Below are 13,408 nucleotides of genomic sequence, written 5' to 3' on the forward strand. Positions count from 1 at the left end.
AACCTTTTGGCGCTCAACGCGGCCATCGAGGCCGCGCGCGCGGGCGACGCGGGCCGGGGCTTCGCCGTGGTGGCCGACGAGGTGCGCAAGCTGGCCGAAAAGACCATGACCGCCACCCAGGAAGTGCGCCAGGCCATCACCACCATCCAGCAGTCGTCCAAGGATGCCGTGGCCTCCATGGACCGCACCGGCGGGCAGGTGGCCGAGTCCACCGAGCTGTCCACCCGCGCCGGGCAGGCCCTGGAGCAGGTCATGACGGGCATCGAGGCCGTGGTGGACCGCGTGCAGCAGATCGCGCGGGCCGCAGGCGAGCAGTCCGCCCTGGCCGAGAGCATTTCGGGCAGCGTGGAGGAGATCGCCGACATCGCCCGCGACGCCGACGAAGGCGCCACCCAGCAGGCCTACGCCACGCGCGAGATCGCCACCCTGTCCGCCGACCTGCTGCGCGTGGCCCAGGGCGGCCCGGGTACGGACCAGGACGCGGGCGCGGTCCTGGTGGCGGGGCTGCCCGTGCCCGGCGCCCTGCCCGGGCTGGTGCGCGACCTGCTGCGCGACACCCTGGGGGCCGAAGGCCTGCGGGCCGTGCACAAGGAGCTGGACGCCGCCCCGGACGGCCAGGCCCCCGCCGCCCTGCTGCGGCACATGGCCGACCTGGGCGCGGCCCGGGGCGGCCCCGCCGCGCCCCAGCTGCTGCGCCAGCTCGGCCAGCGCGCCGCGCGCGACCTCGAAAAACGCCAGCCCGCCCTGTTCAAGGGCCGCGACCTGCGGGCCTTCCTGCTCGCCCTGGCCGACATCCACGCCCAGGGGGCGGCGGACAGCCCCGGGGCCCGGCCCCCGCGCATCACCTGCGAGGACAAGGGCGCGGTGCTGTTCATGAACTACGCCGCGCCCCAGGGGCTGACCGAGGTGTTCCAGGGCTTCGTGGAAGGCGCGGCGGCCCTGCTGGGCCCCGGGGCCACGGTGACCGCCAGGCCCCTGGACGCGCAGACCGCGCGGGCCGAAGTGCGCTTCGCCCGGCCCAGGCGCTGAGGCCCCGGGAACCCGGCGCCGGGGGCTTGCCTCGGGCGCCGCGCGAGACTACTATACTGTTTGAAGCGGCGCCCGCCGCCGCCCCCAGGCCCGCCTCCAGGACGGAAGGCCGGACCGCGCAGGCCCCCGGGACGGGGCGCCCCGCGCGAGCCACCGCAACCGGGTGCCCGCCCCAGGGCCCCGGAGGACGCCATGGGCATCCGCCCCACGGCACACGCCGCCACAGGCCTTGGCGCCTACCAGGAAGCCCTGCGCACCCAGCGCATGGAGCAGAGCGCCGCGCGCCTGGCCCAGGCCCTGCGCGCCGACGGCGCCCGGGCCACGGTGCGCACCCGCTCCGTGGGCTTCTCCCTGGGCAGCCTGGGCATCGACCTGACCACCCGCGACGTGGAGCTGGCCGAACCCGTGGCGCCGACCCTGGCCGGACGCTCCTTCCCCGACGCCCTGGACGCCGCCGCCCTGCTGGGCGAAACCGGCGCCGGGCAGGCCCGGGCCCAGGCCGCCCCCACCCCGGACGAAACCCTTGGCGCCGACCGGACCCTGGCCCGGCGCCGGGCCCTGGAAGCCTACGCCCAGGCCGCCCTGGCCCAGTTCCAGCCCCTGCCAGGCCGCCTGGGCAGCGTGTAGCCGCGCGCCCCGGAGCCCCCGCCCCGGCGGCGCAGAACGCAACCACCTCGCAACACCCCCGCCCCGCCCACCGGCAAGCCCGCGCCCCGGGCTGGCCCGGCGCTTGAAAAACACCCGGGCTGCACCAGGGAATCACTTCCTCACCCTTCCGAACCCACCGGTTCAGACGTTCGGGAAGAGTGCGCGCAGGACGCGAAAAATCCAGGCCGCGCAGTGTCCCGGCAGACACACGCAATCTGGATTGTTTCACTGCCGCAGCAGTTCGCCGTTTTCGGGCGGCCTAGAACAGGCCCTGGACCGTCTCCAGGCTGGCCGCCGGGCCCCAGGAGCCCGCCGCGTAGCCGTGCAGCGCCGGGGCGCCCTGGGCGCCGCAGGCCTCGCAGCGCTCCAGCACGGGCGTGAGGAACCCCCAGCACTGCTCCACCGCGTCCTGGCGCCAAAAAAGCATCTGGTCGCCGAGCATGCAGTCCAGCAGCACCTTTTCGTAGGCGTCCAGGGCGCGGGCCGGGGCGTGGGCGGCGTCGAAGTCGAAGCGCATGGTCGCCGGTTGCAGGCACAGCCGCGCCCCGGGCAGCTTGGCCTGCACGGCCAGCGACACGGCGTTGCCGGGGTGGATGTCCAGGATCAGGCGGTTGGCGCCGATGTCCTCGCCCAGGATGTGCCGGAACAGGGAATGCGGCACCTCGCGGAAGCGGACCACGATGCGCGTGAGCTTCTCGCGCAGGGCCTTGCCCGAAACGAGGTGGAACGGCACGCCCTGCCAGCGCCAGTTGTCCACCCACAGGCGCATGGCCGCGAAGGTCGGGGTGGTAGAATCCGGCGCCACCCCGGGCTCCTGGCGGTAGCCCGGGGCCGCCGCCCCGCCCGCCGCGCCCGGGCCGTACTGCCCAAGGACCAGGTCCGCGTCCAGCCGGTCGGGGTCGAAGGGCCGCAGGGCGCGGTAGACCTTGGCCTTCTCGTCGCGCACGGCCTCGGCGTCGAAGGCCGGGGGCGGCTCCATGGCCACCAGGGCCAAAAGCTGCATCATGTGGTTCTGGAACATGTCGCGCAGCACGCCGGAGTGCTCGTAGTAGCCCGCGCGGTGGCCCACGCCCAGGGTCTCCATGGCCGCGCAGGTCACGGACTCCACGTAGCGCCGGTTCCACAAGGGCTCGAACACGGCGTTGGCGAAGCGCAGCAGCAGGATGTTCTGCACCGTCTCCTTGGCCAGATAGTGGTCGATGCGAAAGATCTGCTGCTCGGCGAAGTGCTCGTGCAGGGCGGCGTCCAGGGCCCGGGCGCTGCCCAGGTCGCGCCCGAAGGGCTTTTCGACCACGATACGCGAAAACCCGCGCCCCTGGCGGGCCAGCCCCGCCGCGCCCAGGTTGCGCGCCAGGTCGGCGTAGACCGTGGGCGGGGTGGCCAGATAAAAGAGGCGGTTGCCCCCCGTGCCCAGGCGCGCGTCCAGTTCGTCCAGCCGGGCGGCCAGGGCCGCGCAGCCCCCGGGGTCGGCGTAGTCCAGGGGCTGGTAGAACAGGCGCGGGGCCAGGGCCGCCCAGGCGTCCTGGTCCAGCCGCCCGGCGCGCTCCAGGGCCCGGCGCGCGTGCTCGCGGAAGGCCTCGTCGCTCCAGGGCGTGCGCGCGGCGCCGACCACGGCCAGCCCCCCGGGCAGGGCGCCGTGGCGGTGCAGGTCGTACAGGGCGGGCAGGATCATGCGCGCCGCCAGGTCGCCCGAGGCCCCGAAGATGACCACCGTGCAGGGCGCGGGGCGCGGGGGCAGCAGGCAGGACGGCCCGCCGCCCGGGGGCGCGGCTTCGAAGGCCGCAGGCGGCACAGGGCCGGGGGCGGCGCCCGGGCTCACGGCTGCTCCTCCCCGGGCCTGCGCACGGCGTGCCCGCCGAACTCGCCCCGCAGGGCCGCCAGCAGGCGGTCGGCAAAGGCATTGTCCTGCCGGGAGCGGAAGCGCGCCATGAGCGACAGGGCCAGCACCGGCGCGGGCACGCCCAGTTCCACGGCGCTGTCCACGGCCCAGCGGCCCTCGCCCGAGTCCTCCACGTAGGGCGCCACGTCCGCCAGGGCCGGGTCGCGCTCCAGGGCCGCGGCCACCAGCTCCAGCAGCCACGAGCGCACCACGCTGCCGCGGTTCCACAGCCGGGCCAGGGCGCCCAGGTCCAGCCCCGGGCCGTAGGGCGAGGCCTCGAGCAGGGCGAAGCCCTCGGCATAGGCCTGCATCATGCCGTACTCGATGCCGTTGTGGATCATCTTGGCGTAGTGCCCGGCGCCGTGGGGGCCGCAGTGCATGTGCCCGCCGGGGGGCGCCAGGGTGTCCAGGGCCGGGCGCAGGCGCTCGTAGGCCTCGGGCGGCCCGCCGACCATGGTGCAGTAGCCCTCGGTCAGGCCCCAGATGCCGCCGCTGACCCCGGCGTCGACGTAGAGCAGCCCGGCTTCGGCCAGGGCCCTGCCCCGCCCGGGGTCGGCCTTGTAGGGCGAATTGCCCCCGTCCACCAGCAGATCGCCCGGGGCCAGCAGGGGCCGCAGGGCGTCCAGGTGTTCGTCCACCACCTGGGCGGGCAGCATGAGCCACAGGGTGCGCGGCCCGGGCAGCGCGGCCACGGCCTCTTCCAGGGAAAAGGCGGGCACGGCGCCCTGCGCCGCCAGGGCCTCAACCGGGCCGGGCGAGCGGTTCCAGGCCACGACCTCGTGGCCCCCGCCGAGCAGGCGGCGGGCCATGTTCAGGCCCATGCGGCCCAGGCCGAGCATTGCGATGCGCATGACTTGTCCTCCTGGTTTACGGCGCTGGCCCAGCATACCGCGTTTGGCCGAAATGGCAACGCAGGGCCGGGCTACGCCAGCGCGGCGCCCGCCGGGAAAACCCGGCTTTACATCGACACTGCGGGCGGCTATGCCTTGTGGTGCTCGGGGCAGCCCACGGCGCCACTTTCACGGGAGGAACCGATGCGACGAACCGTTGTGCTCGTCGAAGACCAGGACATCGTCCGCGCGGGGTTGCGCAGCCTGCTCGAAGCCCATTCGGACTTCGCGGTCGCCGGCGAGGCGGGCGACGGCCTGGAGGCCGTGCGCCTGGTGGAGCGCGTGGGCCCGGACGTGGTGCTCATGGACCTGTCCATGCCGACCATGGGCGGGGAGGAGGCCATCCGCGACATCAAGCGCCGCTTCCCCCGGATCAAGGTGCTGGCGCTCACGGCGTGCAAGGGCGAGGCCCATATCCGGGGCGCCCTGGCCGCCGGGGCCGACGGCTACGCCCTCAAGAGCACCACCGCCCCCGAGCTGTTGCGGGCCATGGAGGCCGTGCTCGCTGGCGAGCGCTACGTGAGCCCGGACATCCCCGGGGCCCTGCTGGCCCAGGAGCCGGGCGCCGGGCCACAGGGACCGCCCTCGGTGCTGGACAGGCTCTCCGAACGCGAGGTGCTCGTGCTGCGCCTGGCGGCCCAGGGCCGGGGCAACAAGGCCCTGGCCCGCGAGCTGTGCATCAGCGTCAAGACCGTGGAAAAGCACAAGGCCAACCTCGTGCGCAAGCTCGGCCTGGCCTCGGCCTCGGAGCTGGCGCCCTTCGCCCACGAATACGAACTCTTCCGCTAGCGGCGCCCGCCCCTTCAGGGCGCCCTTCCGCAGGACCGGGCCCAGCCCGGGCGCCCGGCGTCGGCGGGCGCCGCCCGCCCTTCTAGGGCGTCCCCCCGCAGGAGTGGGCCCAGCCCGGGCGCCGTTTGCGGACCCGGGACCGGGCGTCGGGGCGTCCGGGGAAAATCCACGGGCTGCTGATGCCATGAAAAGGGGCCGCCCTCGCCAGCGAGGGCGGCCCCTTTTTCGGGCATGATGCACGGTGCGCTGTCCTGGCTGGCGGGCAGGCCGGGCTGCGGGCCTGCGGCGCGGGCCCGTGGGCCGGGGCCCGGGGCCGACGCGCCGCAAACCGCCGGGAAAGACTTCTGCGGCGCGCGGCGGGGCCCCGGCAGGCCCCCGGCGGCGGCGAACCGCGCGCGGCGGCCTCAGGGGCGGGACGTTTCCAGCAGCCCGGCCAGGGCCTCCAGGGCCAGGGCGGCGGCGGGGCCATCCCCGGCCTGGGCCTCGCGCTCCAGGCGCGCGGCGGCCTCGGCCAGGGGGCGGACCCCGAAGCAGGCCGTGGCGCCGCGCATCTTGTGCCCGGCGCGGGCCACGGCGTCCAGGTCGCCCGTCTCCAGGCCCGTGGCGGCCTCGGCGGCCAGCTCGGCCACGGAATCGTAGAGCCGGGGCAGCAGGTGGCGCAGGGCCGGGTCCGTCCCCTGGCCGGGCGAAGGCGCCGGGGCGCCCAGGGCGTCCGCCACGGCGCCCAGCAGGCCCTGGCGGGTGAACGGCTTGGACAGCGCGCCGGAAAAGCCCGGCCCGGGGGCCACAAGGCCACCCACGCCCCCGGCGGACAGGGCCAGGATGGGCACCGGGGCGCGACCCTGCTCGGCCTCGGCCCGGCGCATGGCCTGGGCGGCCTGGCCGCCGGACAGCCCGGGCATCTCCAGGTCCAGCAGCACCGCGTCCCACGGGGCGGCGGCAAAGGCCTCCACGGCGGCCTGCCCGTCCGCCACCAGCGCGGTCTCCCACGGGGCGTCGCGGAAATGGAACGCCACCAGGGCGCGCACGGCGCGGTCGTCGTCGGCCACTAGGACCCTGGCCCGCGCGGGCTGCGGCGCGCCACCGGGTGCGGCTTTCGGGGTGTCTGCGCTCATGCCCACCCGGTATGCCATCCCCCGGGCGCGGTCAAGGGTGCGCCCGCAAACGCCGGGGGCAGAAGGCCTTTTCCCTTTATGCGCCGCAGGGCGGGGCATGCAGGGCGCGCAGGCCCCGCCATGCCTTGCCCCGCGCGCAGGAAGACGAGGGGGTCGGGTCGAGGGCTTCTTCTTGCGTGCCCCCTTGCCCCGCGCGCCGGAGGCGGAAGGCGGCGCCCCTGTGCAGGCCCGGAACGGCGGCCTGGGGCAGCACGGCGACGCCGGGGTCCGATCCGCGCCGTGCAGGCCCGGAGCGGCGACACGGACGACAGCCTGGGCCGCGCCGCCGCCGCCCGCCACACGCCTGGACAAACGCGGCCCGCAGGCGTAGAAAATCCCGGCCCGCCCGGCGCCGCCCCGGCCCGGCGGGTGAAAAAAACATGCCCGGAACCGCTCAAGAACGTTGACGTCCGCGCGCCTGCTGTGGTAGGCACGCGATGTTTGTGAACGAATGCACGAAGCGGTCCGGCCCGACCGGCGCACGCCGCAGGAGTGCGATGCTCTTTGGCAGCAAGAACAAGAAGAAACCTGCCCTGACCACCCTGGCCGACGTGGGCACGATGGGGATGCACATGGTGGCATCCACCTTCATCGGCCTGGGCATGGGCTGGTATCTGGACAAATGGCTGGGCACCAGGCCCTGGTTTCTGCTCATTTTTCTGCTCCTGGGCATCGTTTCGGGGTTCCGCAACATGTTCCAGGAGGCGCGGCGGCTGCAAGGCCGCCCGGACGACCAGGGCGACGGCGATGCGCAGGATTCTGACAAGCATTGAGCGCCAGCTGCTGCGCCGGGGCTTCAGCCACCGCGAGACGCGCATGCTGGTGCGCGACCAGCTGGCCCTGACGGGCGCCCTGTGCGCCCTGGCCCTGGTGCTCGGTTGGCGGTGGCCCTGGCTGCTGGACGCGGCAGCGGGCGCCCTGCTGGCGAGTTTCAATTTCTACCTGCTCGCAGGCTTCCTGCAGCGGGTGCTGGTGAACCGTGACGGCGCCGTGGCCAACCTGCTTCTCAGGTTCTACGGGCGGCTGATCCTGACCGCAGCGGTCATGGTGGGGCTCATCGCCTGGGCGGGTGCGTCCATCCCCGCCCTGCTGCTCGGCCTGTCCACGGGGATTGCGACTGTTCTCATCTGGGCCATTTCACGGGTGACGGGGAAACCATCCGCGAGCTGACCCGGTTTGGTGGGAAAACATATCAAGGAGGCGTTACCGATATGGCTGGTGGACTTCCGCATCCGCAATTCATCGTTCCCGCGGCCCTGGAGGCCGTGGGCATCACTGGTGTGCCCGTCCATGTGGCCTACACCTGGGTGGTCATGCTCCTGCTGTTCACCATCGGCATCCTGGTCCGCAAGAACCTGACCCTGGTGCCCGGGAAGCTGCAAAACGTCTTCGAGCTGATCATCGGAGGCCTCGAAAACTTCTGCGTCGCCAACGTCGGCGAGAAGGGCCGCGAGATCTTCCACGTCATCGTCATCCTGTTCCTGTTCATCCTGCCCTGCAACTGGTTCGGCCTGATTCCGGGCCTGGACGCGCCCACGGCCAACGTCAACACCAACGCCGCCCTGGCGCTGTTCCTGTTCATGTACTACAACTGGATCGGCATCAAGAAATGGGGCGCGGGCTACATCAAACACTTCATGGGCCCGGTCCCGGCCATGGCGCCGCTGATGATCATCCTGGAGTTCATCTCCCACCTGGCCAGGCCGCTCTCGCTCACGCTGCGACTGTTCGGCAACATCAAGGGCGAGGAAATCGTGCTCATCCTGATGTTCATGCTGGCGCCCATCGTCGGCTCCCTGCCGATGTACTTCCTGTTCGTACTGGCCAAGTTCATCCAGGCCTTCATCTTCTTCATGCTCGGCATGATCTACCTGAAGGGCTCCCTGGATCACGCGCACTAGGCCGCACCCACTTTGGGGGAAATGGTCCAACGACCGACACAATACAACCTTTCAAGGAGTCACTCCAATGCGTAAAGTTCTGCTGACCGCCCTGAACACCGTGGCCCTGCTGTCCATCGCCTCCCTGGCCTTCGCCTCTGACGCCGCCCCCGAGGTGCTGTCCAACATCATGTGGGCCTGCGCCATCGGCATGGCCATCGCCGCCGCCGGTTGCGGCATCGGCCAGGGCCTGGGCCTGAAGGCCGCCTGCGAAGGCACCGCCCGCAACCCCGAGGCCGCTGGCAAGATCCAGACCATGCTGATCCTGGGCCTGGCCTTCGTGGAGTCCCTGGCCATCTACGCCCTGGTCGTCTGCCTGCTGCTGCTCTTCGCCAACCCCTTCGTTGCCTAACGCGTGATTCGAAACAAGGAGGCCGTGCCCGCACGGCCTCCTTTTTTCTGTTTACATCGTTACTAATTTCACATAATCTGGCCGCCAATGTCGCTCAAAAGCCAACACATACCCCGCGCCACCATCCAGCGCATGGCAGTCTACATCCAGGTTCTGGAGACGCTGCAGCGCGATGGCAAGGAAGTCATCTCCTCCGAGCTGCTGGCCCGTACCTGCGACGTGAACCCCTCCCAGATCCGCAAGGACCTCGCCTACTTCGGCGAATTCGGCGTGCGCGGGGTCGGCTACTATGTCCAGGACCTCATCGGCAGCATCAAGAAGGCCCTGGGCGTGGACCGCGTCTGGCGCACCTGCGTGGTGGGCATCGGCAACCTGGGCCGGGCCCTGCTCAACCACCGCGAGTTCAAGCTGCGCGGGTTCCACATCGTCGGCGCCTTCGACTGCGACCCCTTCAAGATCGGCGAGGTCGTCTCCGGCCTGGAAGTCATCTGCTCGCGCCGCCTCAAGGAAAAGGCCGAGGATCTCGACATCGAGATCGGCATCATCACCACCCCGCCCGAGCGCGCCCAGCGCGCCACCAACTACCTCGTGGACGCGGGCATCAAGGGCATCATCAACTTCGCCCCGGCGCGCATCACCGTGCCCGACGACGTGACCGTGGAGTACGTGGACTTCTTCCACCACTTCTACGCCGTGGCCTTCAACGTGACCCTGAATCTCCAGGACAGCTGAGGCCCCCGGGTCCGGGCACCACAAGGCCGCGCGACGGGTTCCGTCGCGCGGCCTTGTGGTGTCTGGCGCCTGGCATCGGGCCCCCGGCACCTGGCTCCGGGCCCCGGCGTCTGGCGTCTGGCTCCGGGCCCGGTGTCTGGCGTGCTACCCGGCCCCCCGGCGTGCGCCCGGGCTAGGCGGGCCCGGCGTGCAGGTGGCAGGCCACGTAGCGCCCGGGGGCGACCTCGGCCCAGCGCGGCGGGGCGGCGGCGCACACGGGCATGGCCTCGGGGCAGCGCGGATGGAAGGGGCAGCCCGGCGGCGGGGCCATGGGGCTTGGCGGGTCGCCCGCCAGCCGGGCCGCCGGACCCCGGCGCGCCGGGTCGGGCACGGGCACGGCCAGCAGCAGGGCCCGGGTGTAGGGGTGCAGCGGGTCGGCGAACAGCTCCGGCGCCGGGGCCAGCTCCATAAGCCGCCCCAGGTACATCACGGCCACGCGGTCGGAGACGTGCCCGACCACCGACAGGTCGTGGGAGATGAACACATAGGTCAGGCCGAAGTCGCGCTGCAGCTCGCGCAACAGGTTGATGACCTGGGCCTGGATGGACACGTCCAGGGCGGACACGGGCTCGTCGCAGACCACGCAGTCCGGGTTCAGGGCCAGGGCGCGGGCGATGGCCACGCGCTGGCGCTGGCCCCCGGAAAACTCGTGGGGGTAGCGCCCGGCCAGCTCGGGCCGCAGGCCCACGCGCTCCATGAGCTCCGCCAGCCGCGCCGCGCGCGCCGCCCGGGGCACGCCGTGGATGGCCAGGGGCTCGACGATGGTCGCCCCGATGCTCCGGCGCGGGTTCAAGGACGAAAACGGGTCCTGAAAAATCATCTGCACCTTGCGCGGATAGGCCGCCAGAAACGCCGCCGGGGCGTCGGCCAGGTCCTGCCCGTCCACCACGATGCGCCCCGCGCCGGGGTGCTCCAGGCGCAGCAGCAGCCGCGCCAGGGTGGACTTGCCGCAGCCCGACTCGCCCACCAGCCCCAGGGTCTCGCCCCGGGCCACGTCCAGGGTCACGCCGTCCACGGCGCGGACCACGGCCCGCTGCGTGCCGAGCAGGCCGCCGCGCACGGCGTAGTGCCGGGCGACATCGATGCACTGGATGAAGGGGTCTATGGCGCGCTCCTCAAGCAAGGTTGCCCCCGTATACACCATGCCCGCCCCCGGGGAAAGAGGCTTGCGCCGGGCGGCGCACGGCGCTAGGTTGCCGGAACCGGCGCCGCCGCACCCCGCCGCGAGCCGCCACCCCGCTCCCCCGGACCGCCATGGACCTGCTGCTGGAATTCGCCTCCTACGTCACGGCCATCGTCTTCGAGGCCGCGCCCTTCCTGCTGGCCGGGGCCCTGCTGGGCTCGCTGGTGGAGGTCTGCGTACCCGATACGGCGCTGCAACGGCTGGTGCCGCGCTCCCCGGGCGGGCAGGTCGGCTTCGGCCTGCTGGCCGGGCTGGTAGTGCCCACCTGCGAATGCGGCGTGGTGCCCATCGCGCGCAAGCTGCTGCTGCGTGGGGTGCCGCCCCGGGTGGTCATCCCCTACATGCTGGCCGCGCCGGTGATGCACCCGGTGTCGCTGCTCTCGACCCTGGTGGCCTTCCCCGGCCAGTGGTACATGGCCCTGTGGCGGGTCATCCTGGTGGCCGTGCCCGCCGTGGCCATGGGCCTGGCCCTGGGCGAGGCCCGGCCCGGCGACGTGCTGCGCCTGCCCCGCCCGCTGCTGGGGCCCATGCCCGGGCAGGCCCGGCCCGCCGAAGCCCACGCCCCCGGCTGCGGCTGCGGCTGCGGCCACAGCCACGGCGGGTCCCGGCTCATGCGCGTGGCCACGCACACGGCGGACGAATTCCTCTCCATGGGCCGCTTCCTGGTGCTGGGGGCCTGCGCCGCCGCCGCGTTCAAGACCTTCACGCCCCTGGAGGCCCTGGCCTGGCTGGGCGACAGCGTGCTGGTCTCCGTGCCGGGCATGATGCTGCTGGCGGTGCTGCTGTCGGTGTGCTCCGAGGCCGACGCCTTCGTGGCCGCGTCCTTCGCCATGGTGCCCCGGGCGGCGCAGCTGGCCTTCCTGGCCCTGGGCCCCATGGTGGACCTCAAGCTCATCCCCATGTTCCTGGTGACGTTCCACCGGCGGCTGGCCGTGGCGCTGGTGGTGGTGCCCACGGTCTCGGTGCTGCTGCTGGCCCTGGCCCTGGGCCTGGCGGGGGGGCGCTAGCATGACCGTGCGCTCCCTGCCCTGGGCCCGGCTGGGCCAGGGCGCCGCACTGGCCGCCCTGGGCGGGGTCATGCTCCATCTGGCCCTGGCCGACAACTACTGGATGTTCCTCAACCCCCGCTTCCGCTGGCTGACCGGGAGCGCCGGGGCCGCGCTGCTGCTGCTGGCCGTGGCGGCCTGGCTGGCGCGCGGGCACCGCCCCGCCGTGTCGGGCGGCGTGGTCATGGCCCTCATGGCCGGCCTGGCCCTGGGCGCGCAGCAGGCCACCCTGCCCTCGGCCCCGGAGCACACGCCCCTCACCGGCCCCACCTCGGTCCAGGAAGCCGCAGAAACCCTCGAACCCCGGGTCACGGTGGACGGCGTGCAGTACGTGCGCCTGAACCTCGCGGAACTGCTGGCGGGTACCATGCCCGGCTCGGGAATCCAGGCCCCGCAACGCCTGGCCGTGCGCGGCATGGCCGTGCGCAGCCCGGAGCTGGACGCGCGCGGGGAGTTCGCCCTGGTGCGCGTGCAGGTCGTCTGCTGCCTGGCCGACGCCGTGGGCGTGGGCTTCGTGGTGCGCCAAGCGCCCGAGCTGCCCGAGGCCGGAGCCTGGGTCGAGGTCTGCGGCGCCCTGGAACCCCTGGGCCCCACGCCCCTGCCGCGCCTGACCTTCCCCGGCGTGGTGGGCGTGCTGCTGGGCGAGGGCCACGCCATCGCCGCCGACCACGCGCGCCCCACGGACCCGCCGGACATCCCCTTCATCTTCGCCATGCACGACCAGGAGCCCTTCGCCTACTGACGGCCCCGGGCACCCACCCGCGCCCGCAGGCAGCGCCGCCACCCCACGGCCCATCGCGGCAACGGGCAGCGGCGGCGTCCACCACCGCGCTACCGCGCCTTGGCCCGCTCGTGGGCCAGCAGTATGGGCGGCACGGCGAACAGCAACGCGGGCAAAAACGCCAGCAGGGCGTCCAGCGGCCCGCCGCCCGGCAGGCCAAGCTCCGGACCGAGCAGGACCACGAACGCCCCCAGGCCTCCCAGGCTCAGGGCCGCCCGGCCCGCCAGCCCCCAACGCGGCCCCTCCAGGCGCACCACGCGCCGCCCGAAAGCCAGCTCCACGCCCGCCGCCAGACACAGCCCGAACAGCGCGGCCTCGGCCAGGGCCAGAGCCGCCAGCTCCGCATGCGCCCCGAACAGCGCCAGCCCCGCCCCGCGCAGCAGCCCGCCAACCCACAGCAGCCCCAGCAACACCACATAGCCCTTCATCGCATCCTCCTCGCGTTCACCACTGCGCCACGGCCCAGGCCGCAGACCCGGGGCCGCCGCCACGGCCCGGGCCGCAGACCCGGGGGCGCCGCCCCCGGCCCCCCGCGAGGGGCCAACGGCCCCTCGACTCCACTCGCCGCCCCGGCCCGCCGCGGCGAAGCGCCGCAACGGGCCGGGGCGGGACCAGGCGCCGGGCAGTCTGCCCCTGCCGAAGCCCGCAGCGCCCCCACGGCCAGCCTGCCGGGCGCGGGCCCGGAATCCAGGCACGACCGGGGGACAAAGACGTTGCCAAGAATAGCCCATTCAACAGCCCTTTGCACGCAAAGCCCGCCCCCCAAAAAACACGAACCTCCCGCCCCTGGGCGGCACCCCAAGCGGCGCCGCTCCTGCCCCCCAAAAGAGCGCATTTTCCCGGAAGGGGTGGGGGGAGAGGGTCCGGGAGAGGGGGGCGGGGAAACCGGCTTTTGGCGCTTGGGAAAAAGGGGGTTTCCCCGCCCCCCTTTCCCGGCGCTTTGCGT

At 73.2% G+C, this 13,408-nt stretch carries 15 protein-coding genes; 10 read left to right on the plus strand and 5 right to left on the minus strand.

The annotated features are described in order from the left end of the window. Positions 1-1,029: methyl-accepting chemotaxis protein (locus G495_RS0112665; protein ID WP_028588113.1), on the plus strand; the 1,029-nt coding region annotated here is incomplete at its 5' end. 192 nt (positions 1,030-1,221) lie between these two features. After that, a complete protein-coding gene (locus G495_RS0112670) occupies positions 1,222-1,656 on the plus strand; it encodes a hypothetical protein (protein ID WP_028588114.1) in 435 nt (144 codons plus the stop codon). 280 nt (positions 1,657-1,936) lie between these two features. Here the strand turns inward: G495_RS0112670 and zwf are convergent, their stop codons facing one another. Both zwf and gnd read right to left on the minus strand, forming a co-directional pair. Then, entirely contained in the window at positions 1,937-3,496 is a 1,560-nt protein-coding gene (gene zwf / locus G495_RS19065; RefSeq protein WP_245588430.1) for a glucose-6-phosphate dehydrogenase, read from the minus strand. Further along, complete coding sequence (gnd, locus tag G495_RS0112680; protein WP_028588115.1) at positions 3,493-4,407, minus strand: phosphogluconate dehydrogenase (NAD(+)-dependent, decarboxylating); 915 nt, start codon at positions 4,405-4,407, stop codon at positions 3,493-3,495. Before gnd ends, zwf begins: the two co-directional genes overlap by 4 nt. 183 nt (positions 4,408-4,590) lie before the next feature. Here gnd and G495_RS0112685 point away from each other — a divergent pair, with 183 nt between their 5' ends. Next, positions 4,591-5,235, plus strand: a complete 645-nt coding sequence (locus tag G495_RS0112685) for a response regulator (protein WP_028588116.1) — start codon at positions 4,591-4,593, stop codon at positions 5,233-5,235. Positions 5,236-5,639: 404 nt separating this feature from the next. On the opposite strand, the gene G495_RS22060 is transcribed toward G495_RS0112685, so the two are convergent. Further along, positions 5,640-6,350: an Hpt domain-containing response regulator gene (locus tag G495_RS22060; RefSeq protein WP_169734388.1), complete on the minus strand. Its 711-nt coding sequence runs from the start codon at positions 6,348-6,350 to the stop codon at positions 5,640-5,642. Between the two features lie 536 nt (positions 6,351-6,886). On the opposite strand from G495_RS22060, the gene G495_RS0112700 reads away from it, so the two are divergent. The 5 genes from G495_RS0112700 (at position 6,887) to G495_RS0112720 (ending at position 9,413) form a co-directional block, all read left to right on the plus strand. Then, a complete protein-coding gene (locus G495_RS0112700; protein WP_028588117.1) occupies positions 6,887-7,162 on the plus strand; it encodes an AtpZ/AtpI family protein in 276 nt (91 codons plus the stop codon). Next, positions 7,137-7,559 (plus strand): ATP synthase subunit I, encoded by a 423-nt coding sequence (locus G495_RS0112705; RefSeq protein WP_035252113.1) that lies wholly within the window; start codon positions 7,137-7,139, stop codon positions 7,557-7,559. Before G495_RS0112700 ends, G495_RS0112705 begins: the two co-directional genes overlap by 26 nt. Positions 7,560-7,600: 41 nt before the next feature. Then, a complete protein-coding gene (gene atpB, locus G495_RS0112710) occupies positions 7,601-8,290 on the plus strand; it encodes a F0F1 ATP synthase subunit A (RefSeq protein ID WP_028588118.1) in 690 nt (229 codons plus the stop codon). Positions 8,291-8,357: 67 nt separating this feature from the next. Next, positions 8,358-8,681 carry an ATP synthase F0 subunit C gene (gene atpE / locus G495_RS0112715; RefSeq protein WP_028588119.1) on the plus strand — a complete coding sequence of 108 codons (324 nt, stop codon included), beginning with the start codon at positions 8,358-8,360 and terminating at the stop codon, positions 8,679-8,681. Between the two features lie 87 nt (positions 8,682-8,768). Next, positions 8,769-9,413, plus strand: a complete 645-nt coding sequence (locus G495_RS0112720; RefSeq protein WP_028588120.1) for a redox-sensing transcriptional repressor Rex — start codon at positions 8,769-8,771, stop codon at positions 9,411-9,413. A 172-nt stretch (positions 9,414-9,585) separates the two neighbouring features. Here the strand turns inward: G495_RS0112720 and G495_RS0112725 are convergent, their stop codons facing one another. Then, a complete protein-coding gene (locus G495_RS0112725) occupies positions 9,586-10,575 on the minus strand; it encodes an ABC transporter ATP-binding protein (protein ID WP_245588431.1) in 990 nt (329 codons plus the stop codon). Positions 10,576-10,706: 131 nt separating this feature from the next. Here G495_RS0112725 and G495_RS0112730 point away from each other — a divergent pair, with 131 nt between their 5' ends. Then, positions 10,707-11,642, plus strand: a complete 936-nt coding sequence (locus tag G495_RS0112730) for a permease (protein ID WP_028588122.1) — start codon at positions 10,707-10,709, stop codon at positions 11,640-11,642. A 1-nt stretch (position 11,643) separates the two neighbouring features. After that, the gene (locus G495_RS0112735; RefSeq protein WP_028588123.1) at positions 11,644-12,423 is read left to right on the plus strand and encodes a TIGR03943 family putative permease subunit; all 780 of its coding nucleotides are present in this window, start codon (positions 11,644-11,646) and stop codon (positions 12,421-12,423) included. 89 nt (positions 12,424-12,512) lie between these two features. Here G495_RS0112735 and G495_RS0112740 read toward each other — a convergent pair whose 3' ends face one another. Further along, on the minus strand, positions 12,513-12,890 hold the full coding sequence (locus tag G495_RS0112740; protein ID WP_028588124.1) for a hypothetical protein: 378 nt from the start codon (positions 12,888-12,890) through the stop codon (positions 12,513-12,515). Positions 12,891-13,408: the final 518 nt, after the last annotated feature.

Source organism: Desulfocurvus vexinensis DSM 17965 (assembly GCF_000519125.1).
In the GTDB taxonomy this organism is placed as follows: domain Bacteria; phylum Desulfobacterota; class Desulfovibrionia; order Desulfovibrionales; family Desulfovibrionaceae; genus Desulfocurvus; species Desulfocurvus vexinensis.

Excerpts from the sequence above, each read along its gene's own strand:
- G495_RS0112670 (WP_028588114.1), top strand. The coding sequence starts at position 1,222 with ATGGGCATCCGCCCCACGGCACACGCCGCCACAGGCCTTGGCGCCTAC.
- gnd (WP_028588115.1), bottom strand. The coding sequence starts at position 4,407 with ATGCGCATCGCAATGCTCGGCCTGGGCCGCATGGGCCTGAACATGGCC.
- G495_RS0112730 (WP_028588122.1), top strand. The coding sequence starts at position 10,707 with ATGGACCTGCTGCTGGAATTCGCCTCCTACGTCACGGCCATCGTCTTC.
- G495_RS0112740 (WP_028588124.1), bottom strand. The coding sequence starts at position 12,890 with ATGAAGGGCTATGTGGTGTTGCTGGGGCTGCTGTGGGTTGGCGGGCTG.
- G495_RS0112720 (WP_028588120.1), top strand. The coding sequence starts at position 8,769 with ATGTCGCTCAAAAGCCAACACATACCCCGCGCCACCATCCAGCGCATG.
- atpB (WP_028588118.1), top strand. The coding sequence starts at position 7,601 with ATGGCTGGTGGACTTCCGCATCCGCAATTCATCGTTCCCGCGGCCCTG.
- G495_RS22060 (WP_169734388.1), bottom strand. The coding sequence starts at position 6,350 with ATGAGCGCAGACACCCCGAAAGCCGCACCCGGTGGCGCGCCGCAGCCC.
- atpE (WP_028588119.1), top strand. The coding sequence starts at position 8,358 with ATGCGTAAAGTTCTGCTGACCGCCCTGAACACCGTGGCCCTGCTGTCC.
- G495_RS0112735 (WP_028588123.1), top strand. The coding sequence starts at position 11,644 with ATGACCGTGCGCTCCCTGCCCTGGGCCCGGCTGGGCCAGGGCGCCGCA.
- G495_RS0112705 (WP_035252113.1), top strand. The coding sequence starts at position 7,137 with ATGCGCAGGATTCTGACAAGCATTGAGCGCCAGCTGCTGCGCCGGGGC.
- G495_RS0112700 (WP_028588117.1), top strand. The coding sequence starts at position 6,887 with ATGCTCTTTGGCAGCAAGAACAAGAAGAAACCTGCCCTGACCACCCTG.
- G495_RS0112685 (WP_028588116.1), top strand. The coding sequence starts at position 4,591 with ATGCGACGAACCGTTGTGCTCGTCGAAGACCAGGACATCGTCCGCGCG.